The following is a 23,246-nucleotide window of genomic DNA, read 5'->3' on the forward strand; positions in this document are numbered from 1 at the left end:
TTGAATTATTGCCAAAAGCTGCGATTCTTTAACTGGTTCCCAGGCTAGAGGCTGGGAACCGATATCCAGGCCTACGAGCCGGAAAATTGAAGGCATAGCCTCCGGATATGCGTTACCAGGATCTGCCTGGTAACGAGTAGATTCTTAGTCTATCGAGGCGGAATTCGTTTGTGTAGACGCGATTTCCAGCTCCGAGTGTTCTAGGGGATAGCTAATAGCAACTTGGGTATTTCTGTCAGTCGGCAGAGTAGCAACTATCGCATTTGTAGTAGATTCGCTCCACTTGAGTAGCCAAGCAGGTTGAATTCCCAACACAAAAATGATGCCCGCCAAAACCAGCGCCGGCATATTTTCAGCAAACGTAACTGGAGGGTAGTAAGCCGTGGCATTGTCCAACTTCCCAAAACAGGTGCGGTTGAGCAGAATCACAAAGTAAACTGCTGTTAAACCCGAAGCTAAAATGCAGAGCAAAGTTGGAATTGGAAAGATCGAGAAACTGCCTTGAAACACTAAAAATTCGGCAATAAAACCCACCAAACCCGGAATTCCAGCGCTTGCCATGCCGCCCAAAACTAACAGGGAACTGGCAGTGGGTAAACCCCGCATCGGGTTCATCAAACCGTTGAGCACGTCCAAATCCCGCGTGCCAACTTTGGTTTCGATGATGCCTACCAAATAAAATAGCAAAGCTAAAATTAAGCCGTGGCTTACCATTTGCCCGACAGCGCCGATTAATGCCAGCTTCGTACCCGCGGCGCAGGCAACGAGGATGTAGCCCATATGCCCGATCGAACTATAGGCTACCATGCGCTTGATGTCTTTTTGGGCGATCGCGCTCAAAGCCCCGTACATCACGCTCACAGTCCCGATAATCGCTAAAGCGGGAGCTATAATCGACCACGTTTCGGGAAACATCTGCAAGCCGAACCGTACTAAACCGTAAGTTCCCAACTTCGCCAGAATCCCTCCCAGCAAAATTGCTGTTGCTGGCGAAGCTTCGACGTAAGCATCCGGCAGCCAAGTGTGCAGCGGCACCAAGGGAATTTTAATTCCCAACCCAATTAGCAAAATTGTTAGCAGGATTAACTGCATATTTCTCGGCAATTCTTGAGTGGTAATCGCACTGTAATCGAAATTTAAAGAACCGCTCAGCCAAGCCACACCCAAAAATGCTGCCAGCACTAAAAGTCCCGAAACTGCCGTGTAGATCAAAAACTTCATGGCAGCGTATTCCCGCTGCTTTCCACCCCAAATAGCAATCAACAGGTAAAAAGGAATTAATTCTACTTCGTAAAACAGTACAAACAGCAGCAAATTTTGAGACATCAAAGCTCCGGCAATACCAGCATTGATTAGCAAAATCAAAGCGTAGTAAAGCTGGGGACGCTCCATTTTTTCGCCAGTGCCGTAAATGACTAATAGCGTCAGCAAAGCACTTAAAACCAGCAGTGGCAAGGACAAGCCGTCAATGCCCAAGTTGTAGCTCAAACCTAATTGCGGAATCCAAGGTAAATATTCTTGAAATTGCAGTCCCGAATTGGCTGGATCGAATTGAGTCAACAGCCAGATATTCAAAAGGAAAACAGCAGCAGCAAAAGCCGAGGCTATTGAACGCAGACGCATCCCATTTATATTTCCGGGCAGGAACCCGACTACCGCAGCGCCCAACGCGGGCAACCAGAGCAAGGCACTAAGCATAATGTGTGAAGTGAAGAGTGAAGAGTGAACAATCAATTTTGCAGCCTCTTGTCTTTGATAATTTGAGAGTTTAGATGTTAAACTTTTTCCCAATTATCAATTCCAAATTGCATCACGACTCAGAAAGAATAGTGACTGTCCCCGTGTCTAAATCGTAATACCCACCCACAACTTTCAGTTTATTCTCCGCAATTAACTTAGAGATAACTGGAGAGGCTTTCAACTTGTTAGCTTGGAACACAACATTCGCTTTGACGGCATTTTCTAGCTTGTCGCCCGTTTGGTTTTTCGAGCTTTCTACAGCAGGCTTAATGGCGTCGAGCAAACTGCCAATCTGACCGGGAACTTGAGCTCCTTTAATGGTTGCGTCTACCGCACCGCAACGTTTATGCCCGATTACCACAAGCACTTTTGCTCCCAATACCAGCGTGCCAAATTCCAGGCTGCCAATTTCTTCGGGAGTAGCAACATTTCCGGCCACGCGACAGACAAATAAATCTCCCAATCCTTGATCGAAGATAATTTCCGAAGGAAAGCGGGAATCTGCACAGCCGAGAATAGCAGCAAAGGGTTTTTGAGTTTTGGCAACTTCGGTGAGACGCCCAAAGTCTTGGTGGGGATTTTGGCGTTTGCTGTCAACAAACCGCTGGTTGCCGTCCATTAACTGTTTCAGAGCTGCATCGGGAGTCAAGTCAGTTTGAGCAATTGCTGGTTCGGGTGCAGCCAAATCAGCGCCTGCTCCTGCTGCGAGTATCCCTGTACCAATGGCTCCTGCGACAAATTTGAGGGAATTGCGTCGGGAAAGAGTGAATTGTCTGTTATTTGGGTTCATTGAGGTTTCTTTGTTGTATCGAGTTTGAAATCTTTGTTCAAGACTTCATGTTTTTAAGATTTTAGATTAAAAGTGTCACCTAAAATCTTCACGCTTATATTTCTTTACCCGCCCACAATCAGCGACAGGCGAACTAGCAACGGCCAGCTTATGAGCAGTCCCAAAACTGCTACTCCGAACAGAATTGTCAGGGCGTAAAACTGAGTTTGACCGTTAACGTTGTATTTAAGGCTTTGCCCGCCGAAAACAGTTGCAAAACCGATTAAATTCACGAATCCGTCAACAATATTGCGATCAACCCAAGAGATAACTTGAGCAACTAAACCGACTGCAAATATCACTGTCACCCGGTAAAGTTGGGCAGTGTAAAAGTCGTAAGCAAAAAAGTCTTGCAAAGCTTCAGAACCAATTCGTACCGGTTTTTCCCATTTCTCGTTCAGGTAAACAAATGCTCCAGCACCGATGCCGCTCGCCGTTGACAAAACTAGCAATCCACTTGCGGTATAATTCAAACTTGCCCCAGGCAATAAATGCCACGCAGCCAGCAAGTGCGGAACGTGCAAAGTAAAGCCCATTAAAACAGTCATGGGCAAGATAAAAGGCCAGTGAACTTCCGGCGAACGTTCGGTCATTTGCTTGGGTTTGCCACCGAAAACTAAACCGAAGACGCGCACCAAGCCAAAAGCAGTGACGCCGTTTACAAACAGCACTATTCCTAACAGCAAAGGATGAGTTTGCCAAAGCCCGGATGTGAAGTCTTCTAAAGCCCAGAAGCAGCCGAAGGGCGGCAGTCCAACCAATCCAGCGCTACCGACAATAAACGATATCGCCGATATTGGCCGCTTTCCCCACAAACCGCCGAGAGCTCGGACATCCTGAGTGACGCTGTTCCAAACTACCGAACCGATGCTCATCACCAGCAAACCCATCGCCAAGGTGTAGGCAAATATCAATGTCAGGGCTGTCTGGGCTTGTCCGGTGCCCACGGCGATAAATACTAAGCCCATGTAAGAGCTGACTATATAGGAAAGCGTGCGCTTGATGTCAATTTGGGCGATCGCAATTAATGAAGCACCAACCGCCGTCGCAGCACCTACAATAATAGTTATCGTCATCCCCATCGGCGACAAAGCAATCACTGGCTGCAACTTAATCAAAATCCAAGCACCAGTTTCCACAACTACGGTGTTCCGTAAAATTGTCGCCGGCAGCGGGCCTTCCATCGCCTCATCTAGCCACAGGTGCAAGGGAAACTGAGCACACTTACCCATCGGGCCGGCAATCAAAGCTAAAGTCAGCAGTGTCGCTACAGTGGGGTCAAGCTTTGCAGTCTCGGCCCAAACAGCCAACTCGTCAAAATTCCAAGTTCCGGCCAGCGGCAGAATGGCGACTACTCCCATCAGCAGGAATAAATCTCCCACCCGCTTTGTTAAGAAAGCGTCGCGGGCTCCTGTCACCACCAAAGACTGATTGAACCACAGCCCGACTAGCAGGTAAGTACCCAAAGTCAGAACTTCCAAAATCATGTAGCTGAAGAACAGGGAATTGCACAGTACCAAGCCACACATCCCAGCTTCAAACAGCCCCATCAGAGAAAAGAACCGAGCCCAGCCCCAGTCCATTTCCATGTAACCGAAAGCATAAATCTGCGCCAGCAAGTTCAGTCCGGTAATCAAAACAGTCGCCCCGACGGTGACTGCAGAAATTTCTACGGGAATGGTTAAGTCTAAACCTGCTACATTCAGCCAGGGAATCAACTCGTGTTGTGCCGGTTGGTTCCAGATAGCTGTCAGGGCTATGACGCCGTGTAGGAAAGCGAACAAGGTTAATATGGCGTTCACGTAACCGGATGGTCTTGGCCCCGTGCGGCGGGTAACTGCCGGAAACCACAGCATCGACAGAACTCCGCCTATGAGTGGATAGCAAGGTATAAACCAAACGGTCTGGAGTAAGATTTGAGCCATTGGCATTACCTGTAAAGGTTACAAAAATTTAAAATTCTGAGAATAATTCCGATGCGCTGACGACAGCACTGAAAAGCCAGAAGGCAGAAGTAAAGAAAATTTGGGGGTTTGCCTCTGAGTTGGTTCCCGTCGTCAAACCGAGCGCTTCAGAATCGACTTATTAATTTTATATTAAGGATTACGTTAAATTTTCATATTTCTCATTCAGCATATCTATATGCACCAATAAACTGGACTTATAGGTATTTATAGGGGCGGGTTGTATACAAACGAATATTTGTCGAGCGCACATCTTGCACCATTTTGAGGAACAGGCAAGATGCCTGTTCCACTCATACTCATAGTTCAATTTTTTTGTGGGGAGTAGGGGTGGGGCATCCTGCCTGCCCGTGAAAGGCTTATTTAGAACAGGCAAGATGTCTGTTCCACTCATAGTTCAATTTTTTTGTGGGGAGTAGGAGTTGGGCATCCTGCCCGCCCGTGAAAAGCTTATGGTCTAAAATATTAAAAACGCTCAATGTCCCAAGCTGATTCGGGAAGTTGGGCTTGGCGCTGCCCCATGGACCTTGCCCTAACATTCAAAAGACCGATCGGCGTATTAAACAAATCTACCAGATCGGCTCCGCCGATCGCACTTTTGGCAGCAGCAAGCGGAAATTCCCTTAACAGCCACCTAGCGAGCCGGTAAAAATATTCCCCTGTTGTGAATTCTCGCATCAAATCGACACTGTGGAGTTCGTGCAAATATTTATTAGATTCGCCGTACCGATACCATTGACTTTGCAACTGTTTTATTGTAGAACGGTGGCGGTGTCGGACGATCGCATTTTCGGCAAAATACATTTTATAGGATGTTTCCCGCAAAATCCGCCAACACAAGTCAGCATCGCCGCCGCTGGTGAGGTAAGGGCGAAATAGTCCTATTTGTTGTAAAACTAGCCTCCGTACAGCTAAGTTGGCGGTTTGACCGTAGGGACAAAAAGGGTGAGCGAGAGTATGTTTTTGAGATAAAGTATTTTGGCGATCGGCGTGTTGTTCTAAAATAGTTTTACCGGGCAATGCGAGTATTTCCCCAGCGCGAATTCCTATTTCTAAGTCAACGAATGGCTTAACTAAATTTTCCAGCCAGTCAGATTCCGGGCGACAGTCTGCATCGGTAAATGCAATGATTTCGCCTGTGGATGCGCGAATTCCTTTATTTCGGGCGGCGTAGGAACTTTGAATCTGATTTTCGGTGAGGTGGCGAATGGTTATTTGATCCAACTTAGCTGCTGTTTCGAGGATTGCTGAAGTGCGATCGCGACTGTTGTTGTCTACTAAGAGATATTCTACTCTGTGTGGCGGATAAGTTTGCGATCGCAGGGACTCAATCAACTCCGGCAAATCCATCTCGCCGTTGTAAACAGGAACAACCACCGAAACTTGAGGTAAAAACCCGTCGTCACTGTTCATTAGCCCTCTATCCAGTTTTTTGAGTCAATTAGGAGTAAAGTCATTATTACGAACAAGTTTTATGGCAACTTAACTTATCGAATAATTTCTACTTCTGTGCCTTTCTCCACAAACTGATACAACTCCTCAACATCCTTATTTTCCAGAGAAACGCATCCCAAGGTCCAGTTCGATCTAGATTTTATTATATTATCCGAATTAGGAGGAACGCCGTGAATCCCGATTTCGCTGCCTACACTGTCGCCCCACCTAATTGTACCATCTTGCTTAGCTTTTATATGTTTGCGCCAAGATTGTTTGGTTGGATAATCCAGCCACAGAAACTTTGACCAACTTTCATGAGGGTACATATCTTTAATACTAAAAACACCTTCCGGGGTCCGCAAATCCCCTGCTTTTAATTTATTACCTGTGGGATTGCCACCAAATACTACAGGATAAGATTTTACTGGCTTTTTACTATCGTATACAGTCAGCCTGTATTTTGATTTTTCAACTAGGATGGAAATTCTGTTTTTATCTAACTTATCTGGTTCGCCTAAAATTTGTATTAGCGGCTTGTCGTAGTTTAATAAATTATCGGGCGGGAATTGGGTATGCAAAATATTTAAATCATCAGCCGGACAGTTATTTAAGCAGAAAACGTCTAAAATGTAGGGAATTGGAACAGCATAACCCAGCCTAACGAGGTTCCAGTAAAAAACTGAGCTAGCAGCCAGCAAGAGAAGGCTTGTAGATGAAACTATTCTCCCCAGATTGCCTCTAATTTTTTTTATTTCCATTGCATTAACGAGGGATATTATAGATTGTTCCGCGCTTGAAACTGCTACTTACTAGAGAAACGAAGTCCCTCTCTAAGAGACTAAGAAATGTGGAACAGCCCAAAAGCCTGTTGCTTGAGCCTTAAACAGGCAAGATGCCTGTTCCACAACTGCATTCAGTTCTTGTGGAACAGGCATCTTGCCTGTGTCTTTCAAATAGTAGAAAATATCTCTTACATCCCCTGTGCAATCCGTCACGCAATCCGTTCTCAACTGTTTCCCGTCAACATCAGAATCATTAACACTAACGCCCCGTTAGTTAAATAAAAGATTCCCACAACCTGAGTTTCCAACCAGCCACACAACTCTAGATGATGGTGCAGTGGAGCCATTCTTAACAGACGCTTGCCGATGCCATCAGGCCCTTTTGTAGCTTTGTAATAACCTACTTGAGCAATTACTGACAGCGTTTCTACAAAGAAAATCCCGCTGATAATTAATAATATCCAAAGGCTATTTGTTAATAAAGCTACCGCACCCAACGCACCGCCCAAAGCTAAAGCCCCTGTATCGCCCATAAACACACTGGCTGGATTGCGGTTGTGTGCTAAGAAACCGAAACAACTGCCGCTGATGCAAGCGCAAAAAATCATTAATTCTGGCGAAGTAGAGGCTACAGATGCACCTAGTCCCAAAAGTGCGATCGCGCCCAAACCGCCCATCAAGCCGTCAACACCATCGGTAAGATTAGTAGCATTGCTTTCGGCAACTAGCACAAAACCAGCCACTGGCCAGAACAGCAAACCTAATGGCAATACCCAACCGAAAGGCAAAGCAACATTCGTAGAAATAGCAGGTTGATGAAACATCAGCCACAGACAAAATAGAGCAGCAAAACTTATTTGCAAAGCCAATTTCATCCGAGGTGAAATACCTTTGTTCGACTTACGTCGCAGAATTTGCCAGTCATCAATCCAGCCAATGAAACCGTAAGCTAAAGTTAAAGCGGATACGGCAACAACATCTGAGTTAAACTTAGACCAAAGTAAAGCGACTGCTACCCCTGCAGGTACAAAAAAGATGCCTCCCATTGTCGGGGTTCCCGCTTTTTTCAAATGGGCTTGGGGGCCGTCTTCGCGAATTATTTGTCCAGCTTTTAGTTGCTGGAGTATGGGAACAACTGCATAGCCCAACCCCGACGCAACTAAAGCACAAACAACTAGCGGCATAAATAGCGATGCAGGTAAATTCAAAAATCTATCCGCTGCTACATCTAAACCGATCGCTACAGTGCCGAGCCCCAAACCCAGCAGCAGGAATAAATTCTTTCCTGTAAGTTTGAAAGGCAGACTAAAAGGGATTTTCTCATCCAAAAAGTTATCCATAACACTCCTCACCACACACTATTTGAGAATAAGCAATTGACAATGGGGAATAGGGTGCGATACAGGAGATTGAGAAATCTCTTAGTTTTTCTTCCCTGTTTCCGGTTGATTTCTTCACCCTTCTACCCGTTATTCTTCGCCTACACTCACATCCTCTTCTACTTCCTCTTCTAAATCATCGTAAGGACTGTCGTCAACTGCCATAAGTTCAGAAATTTCTTCTTCGTGCAGATAGTCGGGTTCTTGGACATCCCTTGCTAACAAGCGATTGTTAGATTCCAACCAGTCTAAAAGAGAAGATTGCTGTTTTAATGGAATTACATCCGCAGGTAAGTGGCGAGGAATTTGACGCAGAGATGGGTTGTACATGATTATCGGTTTTTAAAGACAAAGACGCGATCGAGTGAGGTAACGTTTTGCCGACGAACTGCTCCTTTGATCAAGCACTTGCAAATCGGGCATTTAGCAAGGCTAAAGCATTATACCACAGGCACTGTTTGGTTCCGGATCGGATAAGATGGGAGACCCAAAAGGCGATCGCCCCCAAGCATGGGCATGAGGATAACACTAAAATCCGCTCTTGCCAATCCTTCTTTAGCCGTAAGCATTGTAATCTAAGACGATCGTCTTTAAGATATCGCGGGACAGGTGGCGATCCTATTGTGCAAGCTTCCCGAACGGCAAGGGGTTGATTCACAACAGTCTCCTGGATTTTCATCAAAGCCTGAGCCCGAATGCCCTCTGGCTTTTTCAGTCAACTCTCAAGCAATAAATCTCAGAATGGATACAACGGCAGCGGTTTTATACAACAAAGAGGGCTACCACACCGGAGGCAAAAAACTTCTGGGGCGTCATTCAGCCGGAGAAGGGTTTCTCAAAAGCTTAGTCCAACACGGAACCGCTGAATCTCTCTACTGTTGCGCCGATAGCGAAACAACCTTTAAGGAGTTTTGTTCGCACATCCAACCTTGGCTGCAAAAACCTCGGAAAGTTCGCTGGATTCCCATGGAACGACCGGATTTGCTATCTCAACCGGGCACAATTTACCGACCAGATCCGGTTTTGTCGCAGATGGTGTGGGCGCGCAGATTTGTCGATCAGCGGGCCTACAGCGTTTGCGGCGTTACTCACACGATCGGTACAAAATACATCATGGAGGCGATCGGCGATTTGATAACCGCACCCATGCAGCCTTGGGACGCCCTGATCTGCACCTCTACAGCCGTGAAAACAGCAGTAGAAGGAGTTATGAGGGAGTGGTCTGAATATTTAGCCCAGCGCAACGGCGGTAAACCGGAAATTTTGGTTAAATTCCCCGTTATTCCCCTAGGAGTCGATTGCAGCGCGTTTCCGCAGGGTGTGGAAGCAGTTAAAAGTCGCCGCCAACTTCGACAAGAACTCGGCATTTCTCCCGAAGATATTGTTGTGTTATTTGTCGGTCGATTGACTTTTTCTGCAAAAGGTCATCCGGTACCCATGTACATCGCCCTAGAACGGGCATCACAACAGACAAAAGCCAAGATCCACTTAATTCAAGCCGGTTGGATCGAAGATCCGAGAGAAGAACCCGACTTTAAAAAGAGCGCACAAATATTTTGTCCGTCGGTGAATGCTATTTTTTTAGATGGGAGACAGCCGGAAATTAGAATAAATATTTGGTCGGCGGCCGACATTTTCATTTCACTGTCCGACAACATTCAAGAATCCTTCGGACTGACACCAATAGAAGCCATGGCGAACGGACTGCCGGCCATAGTCTCCGATTGGAACGGATACAAAGAATCTGTACGCCACGAAATAGACGGCTTCCGCATTCCCACACTCATCCCGCCCCCGGAATCTTGTTTAGATTTAGCCCTAAATTATCTTGACGGCAGCTTAAATTGGCCGACTTACATGGGTCACACTTCCCTTGCCACAGCAGTTGACATTGATGCTTGCACCCTGGCGTTGTGCCAATTAATTGAAAACCCCGAATTGAGAAAGCGGATGGGGGGAAATGCCAGACAAAGGGCGAGGGAAATTTATGATTGGAAAGTAGTAATTGCTGCTTACGAACAATTGTGGCAGGAATTAGCAGAGATTCGCCTTGCGGCACCGGAGTCAGCACCTTTAAAACCCGGGAAGCCGCCTTATCCCCTAGGGGACGATCCGTTTCGGGTATTAGGTAATTATGCGACTAGAAGTTTAAGCAATGAGATGATGCTGAGTCTGGGTGCGATCGCCACATCAGAACTTCTCAGAGAGTTGCAAACAATTTGGTTTACCAGCTTCGGTCAAGACAGAAGAATCTCTGTTAACATTCAGATGGAGATATTGGGTGCGATCGAGCACGAAGGTGCGATCAGCGTGGGGGAAGTTATCCGACGCTACGTTAAAAACGAGCAAGAATTAGCCTCCCTGTATCGGACTCTGCTTTATTTGGTGAAATTTGATATCTTAGTGATTAGTTCTTAGTCCTCGGCGATTGAAATCGCGTCTCCACAAACTTTCGTCCGTCTCGCTTGAAACTAAAGAGAATATCGGTCTGATTTTTGCCTCAAGTTCGATAATTAATCAGTGTAGCCCTGTCCAAATCCGTGTCGTGCTTTCATTCTAAAAAAACTATGCTTAGAAAATCTGCACTCTTAGAGATAATAGCTGGTAAGAATCGAGGTTTGCTGGCTACTCCCACCGACAAACAAGCAATTTTAAGCGCGATCTCCCAATTGGAAGATTACAACCCCACCTCACGGCCTGTCGAAGCTGCAGAGCTTTTAAATGGTGACTGGCGGTTATTGTACACCACCAGCCGCGACCTGCTGAATCTTGACAGTTTTCCCTTGGTGAAATTGGGTCAAATTTATCAATCTATCCGCGTCAAAGAATCTAAAATTTATAACATTGGCGAACTTTACGGCTTGCCTTATTTGGAAGGAATTGTCAGTGTAGCTGCGAGATTTGAGCCAACTTCCGAACGGCGAGTGCAGGTGAAGTTTGAGCGGTCTATATTAGGTTTAAGCAGGTTGATTGGTTATGAATCTCCAGGTAAGTTTATCAATGAGATTGAGTCGGGGAAAAAGTTCGCTGCTGTAGATTTTGGGCTGGATACTCGCGAACAGCAGGGATGGCTGGATATTACTTATTTGGATAAGGATTTGCGGATTGGACGGGGGAATAAAGACAGCGTATTTGTATTGACAAAAGAGTGATTTTGTGATGTGTGATTAAGTGCGATCGCAATTTCATCCGCGTTTATCCGCGTGCCTCTGCGGTTGAAAAAATAAAATCTATTACTTTAACAAACAGTTCAAGACTGCATAAGTATTGTTACTCCGTCAGCTTTGTCTGTTCTTTCTTTTCCGTCGGCATTGACTTTCTGACAGCTAGCACCAACTCCGCTTCGCTACATCGATACAAATCTCGCATTCGGAATACTTGCCAAACTTCCATCTTTGGCAAGGTTCGGCTTTTTTCCCAGTTGCGAATTGAAGACTCCGCGCATTCTAGTTCCCGTGCTACGTCTAAGATTGTCAGCCCTGCACGTTCTCTCAAGGCTCTCAAATCCATAGCTGAATAAACCTTTTAATATAGCAAGTGTTAATATTTAGCGCCAACTCTTGACACATGAGGAGAGTTTGGTGTTTAATCATAGTAGTAGAGGCGTTAGTCGATTTCCGGCAAGAGACTTACTAACGCCCTTTCCTGTAGTCCATAGAGGATACTAAACCATCATGCCACAAAACGGTTATCAACAGGGATTCGCTGCGAATCCTAGTGCGATCGCGTACCAAAAACGGCTGTACCCTTGGGCGATCGCCAAACTCATGCCCAGTATGCAGCGGGCGATTGTGGGGCGATTTCGCAGTCGATCGGATGCTGACGGACACTTGCTGTACCTGCGTCAACTGATGCCTCAAGCAACGCTTGTCGTAGTCTTTGACTTGCAACCAGACTAAAAGTAGGATTAACCCCCCGTGGTTGCCCCTCTAAGAGTAACGTAGACACGGGGGCATTACCAATGCAAGTTGTTCACAATTCATACAGGATTGCGATATATATTTAAGTTAGTTACTCATTATCAGATATTTGATTTCCCCAAGCTTCACAGTTATGGTAAATTCTCACAAATCATATAGGCTTACTATATGATTTGTGAGTAAATTAAGATTGCCCGTTAATCCAAAACAATATAACTGAAGTACGCACGAGCGCAGCTATCCCGTAGGGAATCGCCTACAATAGAATCAACACTTCTCCTCTCAAGCGCCATGCAAATTGTTTTGTCACCTGAAGTCGAAGCCCTCGTGCAGCGTCAACTCACGACTGGCAAATACAAAAGTGCGATCGAAGTAATCCTCGCAGCAATTCAACTCCTCGAACAACAAGAAGACATTTATCAAGGACGACTGCAAGAACTTCAACGAGACACACTCATTGGCCAGCAAGCATCCCAAGGTGGTGAAGTCGTAGACGGTGCAATCGCAATCGCACAAATTCGCGCCAACCTGCGATCGCGCTACAGTTCATCACAAGCATGACTCCACAATTTCGTCTCACTGAACCCGCAATTCAAGACATCGAGCAAATTGCCGACTACATCGCTCGTCAATCTTTATTTTTTAGTCTCAAGCGAGAGAAACTTCGTTTGTATAGTAGCGGTTTTAACCGCCGTGTTTTATTGCAATAATTAGTATCACAAAACCCTATCCCAAACCCACAAAATCACACCAAAAAATGCTCAGACTCTCGCAAACCCAACTCAAAATCCTCGAAGAATGCCCCCGCAAATTCCAACACAGCTACCTAGAACTCCTAGCCACCACCGCCTCCCCAGAACACAAAGAAAAACTCACATGGGGGAGCCACTTTCACCTATTAATGCAGCAGCGAGAACTCGGACTTCCCCTTGAATTTATCATCCAACAAGACCCAGAACTGGGACGCTGTGTGGCAGCATTTATCAACACCGCACCCGAACTTTTCGCCGAGTCAGAAAGTAGCGATCGAATTTTCCGCCAAGCCGAACACCCCCGCACCCTAATTTTCCAAGACTACCTATTCACCGTTATCTATGACTTGCTAATAGCCGAACCAAGCGCCGCCCAAATTCTCGACTGGAAAACCTATCCCCGCCCTCAAAAATCAAAATGGATAGCCGAAAGTTGGCAAACTCGCCTCTATTTATACGTCTTAGTAGAAACCAGCGACTATTCCCCCGAACAAGTTTCCATGACATACTGGTTCGTACAATTGCACGGAGAAGAACCGCCGCAAAAACTCACATTTTATTACAGCCAAACAGAACACGATCGCACAAAACAAGATTTAACCCACCTATTGCAGCAGCTAACCGACTGGCGACAGCGCTATACCGAAGGCGGCGAATTCTTACCCCAAGTAGAAATTAGTTCCAATCTTTGCGATTCCTGTCAATTTGCCACTCGCTGCAACCGCACAACAGACAACACCGCTTTCTTACCCAATCTTGCAGCAGAAACTCCCACGGATTGGCTACCAAATCTTGCTATAATCGACGAAATATTTATTTAATATATCAACAAACCCCCCCATTTTACTCGTTACTAGGCTCTGCCTGGTAACGCAGATACGGAGGCTCGGCCTCGAATTTTCCCGATCGTAAGCGAGGCACAGCCTCTGGAAATGGGTTCCCAGGCATAGCCGGGGAACCAGTGACGGGCTTAAGTTTTATTTAACATACAAAAAAGCCCTCAGATTCATCTGTGGTAAAAATCTAAAATCTAAAATCGAATGACAGAAACCGCTCACAACTGGCAAAATCAACCCTTACCCCAACCCCCAGCTTGGCTGATAGAAGCTGTCAGGAACCACGCACCAGAACTCCCCGGAAACTATGCCGCCGCACTTCTGTGGTATAGAGGAATTCAAAACCCCGAACAAATACCCGGTTTCTTAAATCCCAAACTTTACCAACCAGCAAGTCCCTTTGAATTCGGACTAGAAATGAACTGGGCGGTAGAAAGAATCCAGCAAGCACGAAACAGCGGTGAAAAAGTAGCAATTTGGGGAGACTTCGACGCCGACGGTATTACCTCAACTTCCGTACTTTGGGACGGACTGGGAGAATTATTTGCTCAAGACGACCAACTAATTTATTACATTCCCAACCGCTTAACCGAATCTCACGGACTCAACATCCCGGGAATAGATGCCTTAGCAAAATCGGGAATTAGCTTAATTATTACCTGTGATACTGGCAGTACAAACATCGCCGAAATCGAATATGCCACCAGCTTAAACATCGATACAATTATCACCGACCATCATACATTACCCGACGATCGCCCGCCAGCTACAGCCATTATCAATCCCCGCTACTTTCCCCCAAACCACCAACTATTTAACCTTTCAGGAGTTGGAGTAGCTTACAAATTAGTTGAAGCACTATATCACACATTACCGGATATTCCGCAGCGCCCGCTCACAGATTTATTAGAATTAGTAGCGATCGGCTTAATTGCCGATTTAGTCCAACTTACAGGAGACAGCCGCTACCTAGCACAAGTCGGCATCCAACAACTGCAAAAACAAATCGCAAATCCCACCCGTCCGGGAGTTGCAAAATTGCTCGAACTGTGCAAAAGATCGGGCGATCGCCCAACCGACATTTCCTTCGGGCTCGGCCCCCGAATCAACGCCGTCAGCCGCATTCAAGGAGATGCCAGCTTCTGCGTAGAACTCCTCACCAGCCGCGACAAAAAACGTTGCGAAGAACTAGCAAATTTAACCGAAATTGCCAACAGCAGACGTAAATCTTTACAAAAAGATGTTGCCAAAGATGCCGCGGCCAAATTAGCCAAACTCGACCTCTCAACTACTAGCGTCATCGTCCTCAGCGACCCCCAATGGCCCGTAGGTGTATTAGGATTAGTAGCGGGACAAATCGCCCAAGAATACGGTCGCCCCGTGATTTTATTCAGCACAGAAGGAAGCGAAAAAATTAATGAAAATTCCCCAGAAAGGCAATTTACCTCCTTCTTAGATTCAGAATCACCAACACTTTCCCCATCCAACATTGCCAGGGGTTCCGCACGTTCCGCCAATCAAATCGACCTTTACCAATTAGTCAAAGATCAAGCGCATTTATTGCACAGATTTGGCGGTCATCCTTTCGCTGCCGGATTGAGTCTCCCAGTTGAAAATATCCCCCTATTTACAGATGCGGTAAATCAGCAACTGCGACAACAATACAGCACCGATAGTTTAACAGCAGCCCCCGTTCAAGCCGACTTAAAAATTACTGTCTCCGAATTAGGCAAGGACTTATTTCAAGAACTAAAATTGCTCGAACCTTGTGGCATGGGCAACCCCGTCCCCAAATTGCTAATTGAAAACTGCTGGTTTGACAATCTGTGGAATCAAAAAATCAAGGATTTGAAAGGGCAAAAAGTAGAATATATTAAAACAGAATTTACAATTAGGGACGAATCTAGCGATACGGGATTTCCCGGCATTTGGTGGGGACACAATCAAAACGAAGTTCCCCAAGGCCGCTGCGATGTCACCGTTGAACTCGATTTTAATACTTACAAATCGCGGTATGAAGTGCGCCTCGTATCAGTGCGGGAACGCACGGAAGAAAACCAAATAAATTCTCAGACTCCAATAGATTGGATTGTAGACTGGCGCAATAGAAATAACGATGAAGAGTTATTAGGCGCTAGTACAAAGTTAGAATCTCAAATGCCGATCGACAATCTAGTTTACAATTCCGAAAAGGTCGATCGCGAAAACTCGATCGTCCTCCAAGAATGCCCCGCAAGCTGGGACGAACTGCGGATCTGGTTTCGGCAAGCACAGCACACTCAGAAAAAACTCGCGATCGCCTATACATTACCCCCCCTCGTACCCCCACAGCAAATCTGCCAACAGCTAATCGGCATCGCCAAATACCTCAGCCGCACCAACAAACCCGTCACCAGACAGCAACTCCGCCAAAAACTCGGCATCAGCGACACATCGCTGCAACTAGGGTTCAAAACCCTAACATATCTCGGTTTCAAAATCAATTATCGCGATCGAGCTTTCCACATTGCCAGACAACCCGAAACCCCACAGCAGCAAGACGCGCTCGATCAAATGCCCAAACCCTTATTAGATAGCCAATCCATTCAATTCTCAGTGCCAAATTCCCCGATTGCCGCGCGTTTTGCAGCGCAATTCCTAGCAGCAGTCTCCGAAGAACAATTCCGGCGGAAATATTTCTGTGAAGTACCCCTCTCCACCATTGTGTCGATCGCCCGAGAAACCGTTTTCCAAGAAGATTCTCCAGCAATTCCCTTCTAACTGAGATATTGCACCATTGTTAAGAACGGACTCTCCGGCCCGTTCCACTCATAAGATAACTTTGCTTATGGGTTACACACGCTGTTACCACTGGTGGGGCTGGCTTTTGGGCCCCTGAAGCGAGAGAAATTTTTGTGGGTCTGGCTTAAGAGGTCTATTCCTGACACGGCGGCAACATCTCAGTTCTAAGAAATATCTTAGTTCTGAATTCATCCCGATAAAATAAGGCATAGGGCAATGCGAGTTATCCGTTGCGAGTCAGGCCCAAAACTCATAACTCCTAACTCACAGCCCAATACCCAACACTCCCCACCGCCAAACTCGATCGCCCATCTCCAATTTAAAACCCCTATGCTTCTCTGTCCCCGCTGCCAATTTGAAAATCCCAATCCAAACAAGTTTTGTCAACAATGCGGAAATTCCCTAATTTACAAACCTTGCCACGAATGCGGTGCCCAAGTCGCTTTTAGCGCCAAAGAATGTCAGAATTGCGGCGTCGCAACAGGTCAAGTGTGGCGGGCAATTATCTGCGGTCGATCGAATTTTCCAGCAGTCGAGCCAGACGAGTCAACCCTACCCCCAGCCGAGTTTCCGCAAAAACCAGACCTAGTTCCAAAAACCGCATCGCCCCAAAACTCTCCTGAACCAATCACAGACGCCATTAAAACAGAAATAACCACCCCAGCCGAACCCCCAACAGCAGTCACACCAACTTCTCCACAGACCGAAGTCGCCGAATTCAGCAGCCCAGAAATAGACGCTGTGGTAGCCGTGGGGGCGATCGCACCAGCATCCTTTCAAACAACAGAAAAAATCTCTAATACAGCACCAGAGCGCGAAATAACCCAATCTGAGCAGAATTTTACAACCGCACCACAGCCTCAACAAATCCACGAAGCAACCGAGAATCCCCACAGCCCAAACATAGCTGACACCTCCCCTCCATCTCCAGAATTCCCCGTCCCCAATTCAGAATATTTAATACCTTCCCAGCCAGCCGGAGCTTATTTAGACACTCAGCAGCGCTACCAACTCCTAGAAACCGTGCCGCCGAGAACACGCTCAGACACAGTAGCAGTAACAGTATTGGACTGTCAGCCGCTGGAAATGTCACCCCTCAAAGCCATGCTAGCAGCCAACTCTGCCAGCGTCGCCAGACGAACATCCCCCTATACCGCAGCAATCAAAGGCGGAGAAAATTCAACCAATTCCGCCTTAGCAGAGCTTTGCCAAGGCATAGCTGAACCTTATCTGGCACTGCGGTGGCAATTCTCTCAAAACCTGCCAGTCATTCACGATAGCTGGTCAGACAACGAACAAGCAGTCCTGCTGCTAGAAGACTGCTCCCAATGGCCGCTGCTGGTAGAACGGTGGAGTCAACCGGAAACTTCCACCCAGCAAATTTTATACTGGCTGCACGAAATGACAGAACTGTGGGCTGCCCTAGAACCCTGGCGCTGTCGGCAAAGCTTGTTGGAACTGACAAATTTGCGAGTCAACCCCGACTCTTCCTTTTCCTTGGCTTCTTTGCGGCTGCAATACCTGTATCCCGAACCCGCCGGCTCCAACCTGCAACTCGTAGATTTGGGGCAATTGTGGCAGGTGATATTTAGCCAGTCCGATCGTCGCACTCAGTTTGGCGCCTTGCTCGAACTGCTGCAACAAATGTACAGAGGCGAGATTAACACAATCGAAGAATTGCGATCGCGCCTAGAAACAGTTCCCCTCGAACTCCAACCCGCACCTTCACCAAGCTCAACCCCGACGCGCCGGCCTTTCCGCGGCCCCGACGAGTCGCCCCCCGACGTTGGCGAGGTCTTAACCCAGCCGATGCCACTCCAGATTTACAGCTTAGAAGACGCAGGCCTCACCGATGTTGGCCGCACGCGCGACCACAACGAAGACTTCTTCAGCATCTGGACTCAGCTCAACAAACTCGAAAGCTCCTTCGGTCGCATTTTTCAAACCAAAGGGCTTTACATTCTCTGCGACGGCATGGGCGGACACGACAGCGGAGAAGTAGCCAGTCAACTAGCGGCTGAAACTCTCAGAGAATTCTTTCAAACCCGTTGGGAAAATCAACTACCTCCGGCAGACACCATCCGCGAGGGAGTCCTGCTAGCCAACAAAGCCATCTTTGAAATCAATCAAAAGGACGGACGCTCCGGCAGCGCCCGCATGGGTACAACTCTAGTCGCAGTCTTAGTTCAAGACACCCAATTCGCCGTTGCCCACGTCGGCGACAGCCGCCTCTACCGACTGAGAAAGGGACAAACCCTAGAAAAAATCACCTCCGACCACGAAGTAGGTCAGCGCGAGATAAAGCGCGGGGTTGACCCGGAAACTGCTTATGCTCGTCCCGACGCCTATCAACTAACTCAAGCCCTCGGCCCGCGAGACAGTAATTTTCTCAAGCCTGACGTGCAGTTTTTAGACTTGTGCGAAGATACCTTATTAATTTTGGCTTCCGACGGCCTGACAGATAATGATTTGTTGGAAACTCACTGGCAGAACACTCTTGAACCCCTGTTCAATGCCCAAGCTGATCTCGACCAGGGAGTTGCCCAGTTGATTGAACTGGGCAACAAACGCAACGGTCACGACAATATCACGGCAATTATCATTCGGGCGCAAGTAGGCGCATTTCGATTTTAGAATTTGGATGCTGCCAACTTTTTCAAAGGTGGCGCTTTCCCCCGTGACGGCTTGGGTTAAACCTGCAATTGTTGCAAAGAAAAGAAACAGCTTCTGCCGTTTCCGGGCAAGGCTTTACTGCTCGCTCTGTTCTTAGGTATCCGGTGTTGAAACAGCTTCGGTTTGATTTCTCAAAAACTGATTGCAGACCCCATACTATTGCAGAAAAACTGTGGAGGGTAAACCATTTATCAGTAGCTTGAATTTTGAGAGTTTGTTCTGGGAATCGGCGGGAAAAACTGGCTTGATAGTAAGTGGATTCATCATACCTGAAAGAGCTTTCACTTATAGAAATAGTTAGTCTAATGAAAAAAAATTAAACTAAAATGAAGTGAGGCAGCAGGCGGGCTGATGCGAAATCAGTTTTATACTCGATCGCTCTCGGGGCAATTTGGGCATAGGCAGGAAGTGCCCGCCCTGCCCTACATATAGATGTGGGGGGTAAATCAAAACCTGCTGCTACAGCAAATTTAGGTAAAAGTTGAGCTATTTTTTACCTACTTTTTGTAGTTTCCAGTGTTAAATCGATCAACTGTGTTTTGAGGAGCGATCAGCCCCTCACAAATTTGATGAATAATTGTTCCCAAAAAACTATTTATAACTTAATTGTTTATGAAATCTTTAATCATAATCAGGATATTATAAAGTTTTCCTGAAACGAACGTGTGAAGCTCATAAGTAATTTTTAATTTCTAATTTTTCAAAGCGCTACGCCCCATATCTGTAAATTCCTGCCAACTCTCACTGCCACATCAGGGAGTTCAACCACATCAATCGAAAATGCTGCTGACTCTTTTAGATCCAGAAACACAGACCCCCCTACAACAGTGGAGTTTCGAGAGCGAATCCATTATTCGCATCGGCCGCTCTCCAGACAATCAGGTTGTGATCCCCAATGCTCTAGTGTCACGGCAGCATCTGGAATTGCAAAGAGTTAATAGCGGGAGATCCAGCCAGTGGTACTTAGTCAATTCGGGGACAAATGGCACTTTGGTGAACGGTATTCTCATGTCTCAGGGTTGGATATCCGACGGTGCCCTGATCCAGTTGGCGCGGGGCGGCCCAATTCTGCATTTCCAAGTGGTTACTATTGAAGTCGGTGGCAAGATTGAGGCGAACCCCACCGTCAATCTCGTGGCACCGAGGTGTACCCACGCGGGAAACCCGCCGGGGAATTTATTCTGCATCCACTGCGGCGAACCGATTAAAGTCGATCGTACAGTCCGTCACTACCAAGTGCTGAGAACTTTGGGCCAAGGCGGTATGGGAACAACGACTTTAGCCTGGGATCGAGATAAAGCGAAAGCTCAACAACCCGGAAGTTCCCCTGCAGCTTCTCTGGTAGTCCTCAAGGAAATGAATGCTGATATGGCTCAAATAGTCAAAGCTCAAGAACTGTTTGAACGTGAAGCTAAAACTCTCAAGGCCCTCCACCATCCGGGAATTCCTCAGTTTTTTGACTTTTTTGTGGAGGGGGGCAAAAAATACTTGGTGATGGAAATGCTCCACGGCGAGGATTTAGAAAAACGCATCTACAACCGCGGGCCTGTTGCTCCCCAACAAGCAATAGAGTGGATGATCCAAACCTGTGAGGTTTTGGACTACATTCACTCTCAAAAACCCCCGATCGTCCACCGGGATATTAAACCTGCTAATTTGCTGGTGCGCCACCGCGACAATTGCATTACAGTGCTGGATTTTGGTGCTGTTAAAGAAATCGGCACTCCTCCAGGGACCCGCATCGGCGTTGAAGGCTACACCGCACCAGAACAAGACCGGGGACAACCTCTCCCTCAGTCGGATTTATATGCTATTGGGCCTACTTTGATTTTTTTGCTGACGGCCCAAAGCCCTCAAAACTTTTACGGGAAAATAGCTGGAGGTTACGGGTTTAAGCTCGAAAATATTCCGACCATCGCCCCCAAGCTGCGGGAGACCATTTTGCGAACCACGGCAGCTAAGCCTGGGGATCGCTTTCAAACTGCTCAACAATTAGCTCGATCTTTAGCAGCTTCGGTTTAATAGAAGTCAAAAGTCACAAGTCAAAAGTCACACGTCATTAGGAAGAGGGCAAAGGTAAGAGGGAAGAGGGAAGAAGTTAGCAACGGAAATTTATGAAAGAAAATTTACCCGATCGCCTCGAAATTTCTCTCCGACACCCCAGTCCTCCGTCTTCTCTGTTATTCTTCGTCCCAAGCTTCTACAGCTATCAACTCGCTCACGGGGTCTTGCATAGAAAAATCAAACTCTAGCAATTGCTGTTTCCAGTACGGCCATTCGTCCCCGTAAAGCAGAGCAATTTTCCAAATACTGTCTGTCGGCTTGATAATGTCAGACGTGACGAGAGAATGCACCTGACGCTGGAACTTAACCATCGGCTGTATAACCTGCTGGCTCATAATACCTCTTGAATTGTTTAAATCTTGTGTAATTACCACTTCCCAGCTCTCACTTTTTACCGCAGTTTCGCCAAGAACAGTCTCGCCAAGATACGTGTAGATTTTTGTCGGGAAGCTACATATTCAACTTGTATCTTAACAGAGTTCGTTTTGACAAGGGCCTATAAGCAGGACTGAAGAGTCAAGACCGACTTCAAAGAATTAATCATCTTTAAAATGTCCCGCTATATGCTGTCGATTGACAGTGGAAGGTTGGCCGCCTCGATTGTTTCCACATAGTGGTAGATGCAAGGGCTGCGTTCGGGTTGTTCTTGACAAGGCTGAGTTTGCGTAGGAGAAACTGCAACTACTGCTCTTTCGCTGCTAAAGCGTAATTTCCGCTTTCCTGCGGGTAAACCACACCTGTTTCACCTTCGACGCTGGGTTCGCTGTGAGAGTGGGGTCTGAGCTACATAAACTGATTATAACTCTACTCACCGCAAAAGCGATCAAAAATTGTTGGATACTGTTGATCGCCACCCCTAAATGTCGATCGAACATTCAAAGGCGACTGCTGAGCGGGCGTACCAGCAAGTTCCAAACCCATCATCCGTCCTGATTGAGTCAATCTAAAATCTAAAATCTAAAATCTAAAATTGTATGACTTGGACAAGGCGACACATTCTCACTCTGGCTGATTTTACCTCGGACGAATACGATACGGTGCTGCAAACAGCAGCCAGTTTTCGGGAGGTGCTCGGCCGCCGCACGAAGAAAGTGCCGGCCCTGCAGGGTCAAGTGGTCGCGAATTTATTTTTTGAACCTTCTACCCGGACTCGCAATAGTTTTGAGTTGGCGGCGAAGCGGCTGTCGGCGGATACGCTAAATTTTACGCCGGGAAGTTCTTCTCTAACGAAGGGGGAGACTATTCTGGATACGGCTAAGACTTATCTGGCGATGGGAACGGATTTGATGGTAATCCGGCACGAACAAGCTGGAGTTCCCAGCACGATTGCTTCGGAAATGGATCGCTTGGGTTCGAGAGTCAGCGTTCTCAATGCAGGAGACGGCCAGCACGAACACCCATCGCAAGGTTTGCTAGACTTATTTACTATTTGTGCTCTGTTAGATACCGAACGTCCGCGGCTGGAACTTTTAGCGGGCAAAAAAATTGCTGTGGTGGGAGATATCTTGCATTCGCGGGTGGCTAGGTCTAATATTTGGAGTTTAACAGCTTCTGGGGCAGAGGTTCATTTGGCCGGGCCGCCGACTTTGCTGCCGCTGTTGTTTGCTGAGTGTGGCGATGGTAGGGAAGGCAAGTTATTTTTGCATTGGCAGCTTGAACCTGCTTTGGCCGATGCTGATTTTGTGATGACTTTGCGACTGCAAAAGGAACGGATGAGCGACCATTTGCTGCCGAGTTTACGAGAGTACCATTCTTTGTACGGGATTACGCGCGATCGGCTCAAACTTTGCAAGCCGGATGTGAAGGTGTTGCACCCGGGCCCGGTTAACCGCGGCGTGGAAATTAGTTCGGATTTGATGGACGATGCCCAGTTTAGCCTGATTTCTCAGCAAGTTACCAGCGGCGTGGCGGTGCGGATGGCATTACTTTATCTGATTGGCGGCGGTAAGGTTTAGGCTGTTAGTTGTTAGTCATGAATTTCGGATATTCCATGATTTTCAGGATCGATCGCATATTTAAAATAATCGTTACCCAGTATGACCGGGTAACGATTAAAACTCTTTCTAGAAATGTAAATTGCTCTAGTTAA

At 46.9% G+C, this 23,246-nt stretch carries 20 protein-coding genes; 10 read left to right on the forward strand and 10 right to left on the reverse strand.

Annotation, left to right across the window (positions count from 1 at the left end; genetic code table 11):
• Positions 1 to 144 precede the first annotated feature (144 nt).
• The 7 genes from QUB25_RS23600 to QUB25_RS23630 all read right to left on the reverse strand — a co-directional run bounded on the left by QUB25_RS23600 (position 145) and on the right by QUB25_RS23630 (position 8,461).
• Positions 145 to 1,698, reverse strand: coding sequence for an NADH-quinone oxidoreductase subunit M (locus QUB25_RS23600; RefSeq protein ID WP_333186692.1), 1,554 nt, complete (start codon positions 1,696 to 1,698; stop codon positions 145 to 147).
• Positions 1,699 to 1,810: 112 nt separating this feature from the next.
• Entirely contained in the window at positions 1,811 to 2,530 is a 720-nt protein-coding gene (locus tag QUB25_RS23605; protein ID WP_333186696.1) for a carbonic anhydrase, read from the reverse strand.
• A gap of 104 nt (positions 2,531 to 2,634) precedes the next feature.
• On the reverse strand, positions 2,635 to 4,494 hold the full coding sequence (locus QUB25_RS23610; RefSeq protein ID WP_333186699.1) for an NAD(P)H-quinone oxidoreductase subunit F: 1,860 nt from the start codon (positions 4,492 to 4,494) through the stop codon (positions 2,635 to 2,637).
• Positions 4,495 to 4,998: 504 nt separating this feature from the next.
• Positions 4,999 to 5,946, reverse strand: a complete 948-nt coding sequence (locus QUB25_RS23615) for a glycosyltransferase (protein ID WP_333186702.1) — start codon at positions 5,944 to 5,946, stop codon at positions 4,999 to 5,001.
• Between the two features lie 74 nt (positions 5,947 to 6,020).
• On the reverse strand, positions 6,021 to 6,728 hold the full coding sequence (locus QUB25_RS23620) for a L,D-transpeptidase (protein WP_333063888.1): 708 nt from the start codon (positions 6,726 to 6,728) through the stop codon (positions 6,021 to 6,023).
• A gap of 248 nt (positions 6,729 to 6,976) precedes the next feature.
• Complete coding sequence (mraY, locus tag QUB25_RS23625; RefSeq protein ID WP_333186706.1) at positions 6,977 to 8,092, reverse strand: phospho-N-acetylmuramoyl-pentapeptide-transferase; 1,116 nt, start codon at positions 8,090 to 8,092, stop codon at positions 6,977 to 6,979.
• 129 nt (positions 8,093 to 8,221) lie between these two features.
• Positions 8,222 to 8,461 carry a DUF3134 domain-containing protein gene (locus tag QUB25_RS23630; protein WP_006631296.1) on the reverse strand — a complete coding sequence of 80 codons (240 nt, stop codon included), beginning with the start codon at positions 8,459 to 8,461 and terminating at the stop codon, positions 8,222 to 8,224.
• Positions 8,462 to 8,872: 411 nt separating this feature from the next.
• On the opposite strand from QUB25_RS23630, the gene QUB25_RS23635 reads away from it, so the two are divergent.
• Together QUB25_RS23635 and QUB25_RS23640 are read left to right on the forward strand one after the other, a co-directional pair.
• Positions 8,873 to 10,549: a glycosyltransferase family 4 protein gene (locus QUB25_RS23635; protein ID WP_333186708.1), complete on the forward strand. Its 1,677-nt coding sequence runs from the start codon at positions 8,873 to 8,875 to the stop codon at positions 10,547 to 10,549.
• 149 nt (positions 10,550 to 10,698) lie between these two features.
• Positions 10,699 to 11,283, forward strand: coding sequence for a PAP/fibrillin family protein (locus QUB25_RS23640; RefSeq protein ID WP_333186711.1), 585 nt, complete (start codon positions 10,699 to 10,701; stop codon positions 11,281 to 11,283).
• Positions 11,284 to 11,401: 118 nt separating this feature from the next.
• Here the strand turns inward: QUB25_RS23640 and QUB25_RS23645 are convergent, their stop codons facing one another.
• Positions 11,402 to 11,641 carry a helix-turn-helix domain-containing protein gene (locus QUB25_RS23645; protein WP_006631291.1) on the reverse strand — a complete coding sequence of 80 codons (240 nt, stop codon included), beginning with the start codon at positions 11,639 to 11,641 and terminating at the stop codon, positions 11,402 to 11,404.
• A 164-nt stretch (positions 11,642 to 11,805) separates the two neighbouring features.
• On the opposite strand from QUB25_RS23645, the gene QUB25_RS23650 reads away from it, so the two are divergent.
• The 7 genes from QUB25_RS23650 (at position 11,806) to QUB25_RS23680 (ending at position 21,115) form a co-directional block, all read left to right on the forward strand.
• On the forward strand, positions 11,806 to 12,030 hold the full coding sequence (locus tag QUB25_RS23650) for a hypothetical protein (protein ID WP_333186714.1): 225 nt from the start codon (positions 11,806 to 11,808) through the stop codon (positions 12,028 to 12,030).
• Between the two features lie 312 nt (positions 12,031 to 12,342).
• Entirely contained in the window at positions 12,343 to 12,612 is a 270-nt protein-coding gene (locus QUB25_RS23655) for a type II toxin-antitoxin system ParD family antitoxin (protein WP_333186717.1), read from the forward strand.
• The gene (locus QUB25_RS23660) at positions 12,609 to 12,761 is read left to right on the forward strand and encodes a hypothetical protein (protein ID WP_199292589.1); all 153 of its coding nucleotides are present in this window, start codon (positions 12,609 to 12,611) and stop codon (positions 12,759 to 12,761) included. The genes QUB25_RS23655 and QUB25_RS23660 overlap by 4 nt, the downstream gene beginning before the upstream one ends.
• A gap of 47 nt (positions 12,762 to 12,808) precedes the next feature.
• Positions 12,809 to 13,624 carry a PD-(D/E)XK nuclease family protein gene (locus tag QUB25_RS23665; RefSeq protein ID WP_333186722.1) on the forward strand — a complete coding sequence of 272 codons (816 nt, stop codon included), beginning with the start codon at positions 12,809 to 12,811 and terminating at the stop codon, positions 13,622 to 13,624.
• Between the two features lie 219 nt (positions 13,625 to 13,843).
• Positions 13,844 to 16,399: a DHH family phosphoesterase gene (locus QUB25_RS23670; RefSeq protein ID WP_333186725.1), complete on the forward strand. Its 2,556-nt coding sequence runs from the start codon at positions 13,844 to 13,846 to the stop codon at positions 16,397 to 16,399.
• 351 nt (positions 16,400 to 16,750) lie between these two features.
• Positions 16,751 to 19,054 carry a serine/threonine phosphatase gene (locus QUB25_RS23675; RefSeq protein ID WP_333186729.1) on the forward strand — a complete coding sequence of 768 codons (2,304 nt, stop codon included), beginning with the start codon at positions 16,751 to 16,753 and terminating at the stop codon, positions 19,052 to 19,054.
• 819 nt (positions 19,055 to 19,873) lie between these two features.
• Positions 19,874 to 21,115 (forward strand): protein kinase domain-containing protein, encoded by a 1,242-nt coding sequence (locus tag QUB25_RS23680; RefSeq protein WP_333186732.1) that lies wholly within the window; start codon positions 19,874 to 19,876, stop codon positions 21,113 to 21,115.
• Between the two features lie 158 nt (positions 21,116 to 21,273).
• Here QUB25_RS23680 and QUB25_RS23685 read toward each other — a convergent pair whose 3' ends face one another.
• Complete coding sequence (locus QUB25_RS23685) at positions 21,274 to 21,492, reverse strand: DUF4327 family protein (protein ID WP_006631282.1); 219 nt, start codon at positions 21,490 to 21,492, stop codon at positions 21,274 to 21,276.
• Positions 21,493 to 21,961: 469 nt separating this feature from the next.
• Positions 21,962 to 22,099, reverse strand: a complete 138-nt coding sequence (locus tag QUB25_RS23690; RefSeq protein ID WP_333037022.1) for a hypothetical protein — start codon at positions 22,097 to 22,099, stop codon at positions 21,962 to 21,964.
• A gap of 32 nt (positions 22,100 to 22,131) precedes the next feature.
• Between QUB25_RS23690 and QUB25_RS23695 the strand changes: the two genes are divergently transcribed.
• Positions 22,132 to 23,112, forward strand: coding sequence for an aspartate carbamoyltransferase catalytic subunit (locus QUB25_RS23695; protein WP_333037021.1), 981 nt, complete (start codon positions 22,132 to 22,134; stop codon positions 23,110 to 23,112).
• The last annotated feature ends 134 nt before the right edge of the window (positions 23,113 to 23,246 follow it).

Source organism: Microcoleus sp. B3-D7 (genome assembly GCF_036705305.1).
Classification (GTDB): Bacteria; Cyanobacteriota; Cyanobacteriia; order Cyanobacteriales; family Microcoleaceae; genus Microcoleus.

Excerpts from the sequence above, each read along its gene's own strand:
- QUB25_RS23680 (WP_333186732.1), top strand. The coding sequence starts at position 19,874 with ATGCTGCTGACTCTTTTAGATCCAGAAACACAGACCCCCCTACAACAG.
- QUB25_RS23695 (WP_333037021.1), top strand. The coding sequence starts at position 22,132 with ATGACTTGGACAAGGCGACACATTCTCACTCTGGCTGATTTTACCTCG.
- mraY (WP_333186706.1), bottom strand. The coding sequence starts at position 8,092 with ATGGATAACTTTTTGGATGAGAAAATCCCTTTTAGTCTGCCTTTCAAA.
- QUB25_RS23685 (WP_006631282.1), bottom strand. The coding sequence starts at position 21,492 with ATGAGCCAGCAGGTTATACAGCCGATGGTTAAGTTCCAGCGTCAGGTG.
- QUB25_RS23675 (WP_333186729.1), top strand. The coding sequence starts at position 16,751 with ATGCTTCTCTGTCCCCGCTGCCAATTTGAAAATCCCAATCCAAACAAG.
- QUB25_RS23665 (WP_333186722.1), top strand. The coding sequence starts at position 12,809 with ATGCTCAGACTCTCGCAAACCCAACTCAAAATCCTCGAAGAATGCCCC.
- QUB25_RS23605 (WP_333186696.1), bottom strand. The coding sequence starts at position 2,530 with ATGAACCCAAATAACAGACAATTCACTCTTTCCCGACGCAATTCCCTC.
- QUB25_RS23650 (WP_333186714.1), top strand. The coding sequence starts at position 11,806 with ATGCCACAAAACGGTTATCAACAGGGATTCGCTGCGAATCCTAGTGCG.
- QUB25_RS23660 (WP_199292589.1), top strand. The coding sequence starts at position 12,609 with ATGACTCCACAATTTCGTCTCACTGAACCCGCAATTCAAGACATCGAG.
- QUB25_RS23635 (WP_333186708.1), top strand. The coding sequence starts at position 8,873 with ATGGATACAACGGCAGCGGTTTTATACAACAAAGAGGGCTACCACACC.
- QUB25_RS23610 (WP_333186699.1), bottom strand. The coding sequence starts at position 4,494 with ATGGCTCAAATCTTACTCCAGACCGTTTGGTTTATACCTTGCTATCCA.
- QUB25_RS23600 (WP_333186692.1), bottom strand. The coding sequence starts at position 1,698 with ATGCTTAGTGCCTTGCTCTGGTTGCCCGCGTTGGGCGCTGCGGTAGTC.
- QUB25_RS23630 (WP_006631296.1), bottom strand. The coding sequence starts at position 8,461 with ATGTACAACCCATCTCTGCGTCAAATTCCTCGCCACTTACCTGCGGAT.
- QUB25_RS23670 (WP_333186725.1), top strand. The coding sequence starts at position 13,844 with ATGACAGAAACCGCTCACAACTGGCAAAATCAACCCTTACCCCAACCC.
- QUB25_RS23655 (WP_333186717.1), top strand. The coding sequence starts at position 12,343 with ATGCAAATTGTTTTGTCACCTGAAGTCGAAGCCCTCGTGCAGCGTCAA.
- QUB25_RS23640 (WP_333186711.1), top strand. The coding sequence starts at position 10,699 with ATGCTTAGAAAATCTGCACTCTTAGAGATAATAGCTGGTAAGAATCGA.
- QUB25_RS23615 (WP_333186702.1), bottom strand. The coding sequence starts at position 5,946 with ATGAACAGTGACGACGGGTTTTTACCTCAAGTTTCGGTGGTTGTTCCT.
- QUB25_RS23620 (WP_333063888.1), bottom strand. The coding sequence starts at position 6,728 with ATGGAAATAAAAAAAATTAGAGGCAATCTGGGGAGAATAGTTTCATCT.
- QUB25_RS23645 (WP_006631291.1), bottom strand. The coding sequence starts at position 11,641 with ATGGATTTGAGAGCCTTGAGAGAACGTGCAGGGCTGACAATCTTAGAC.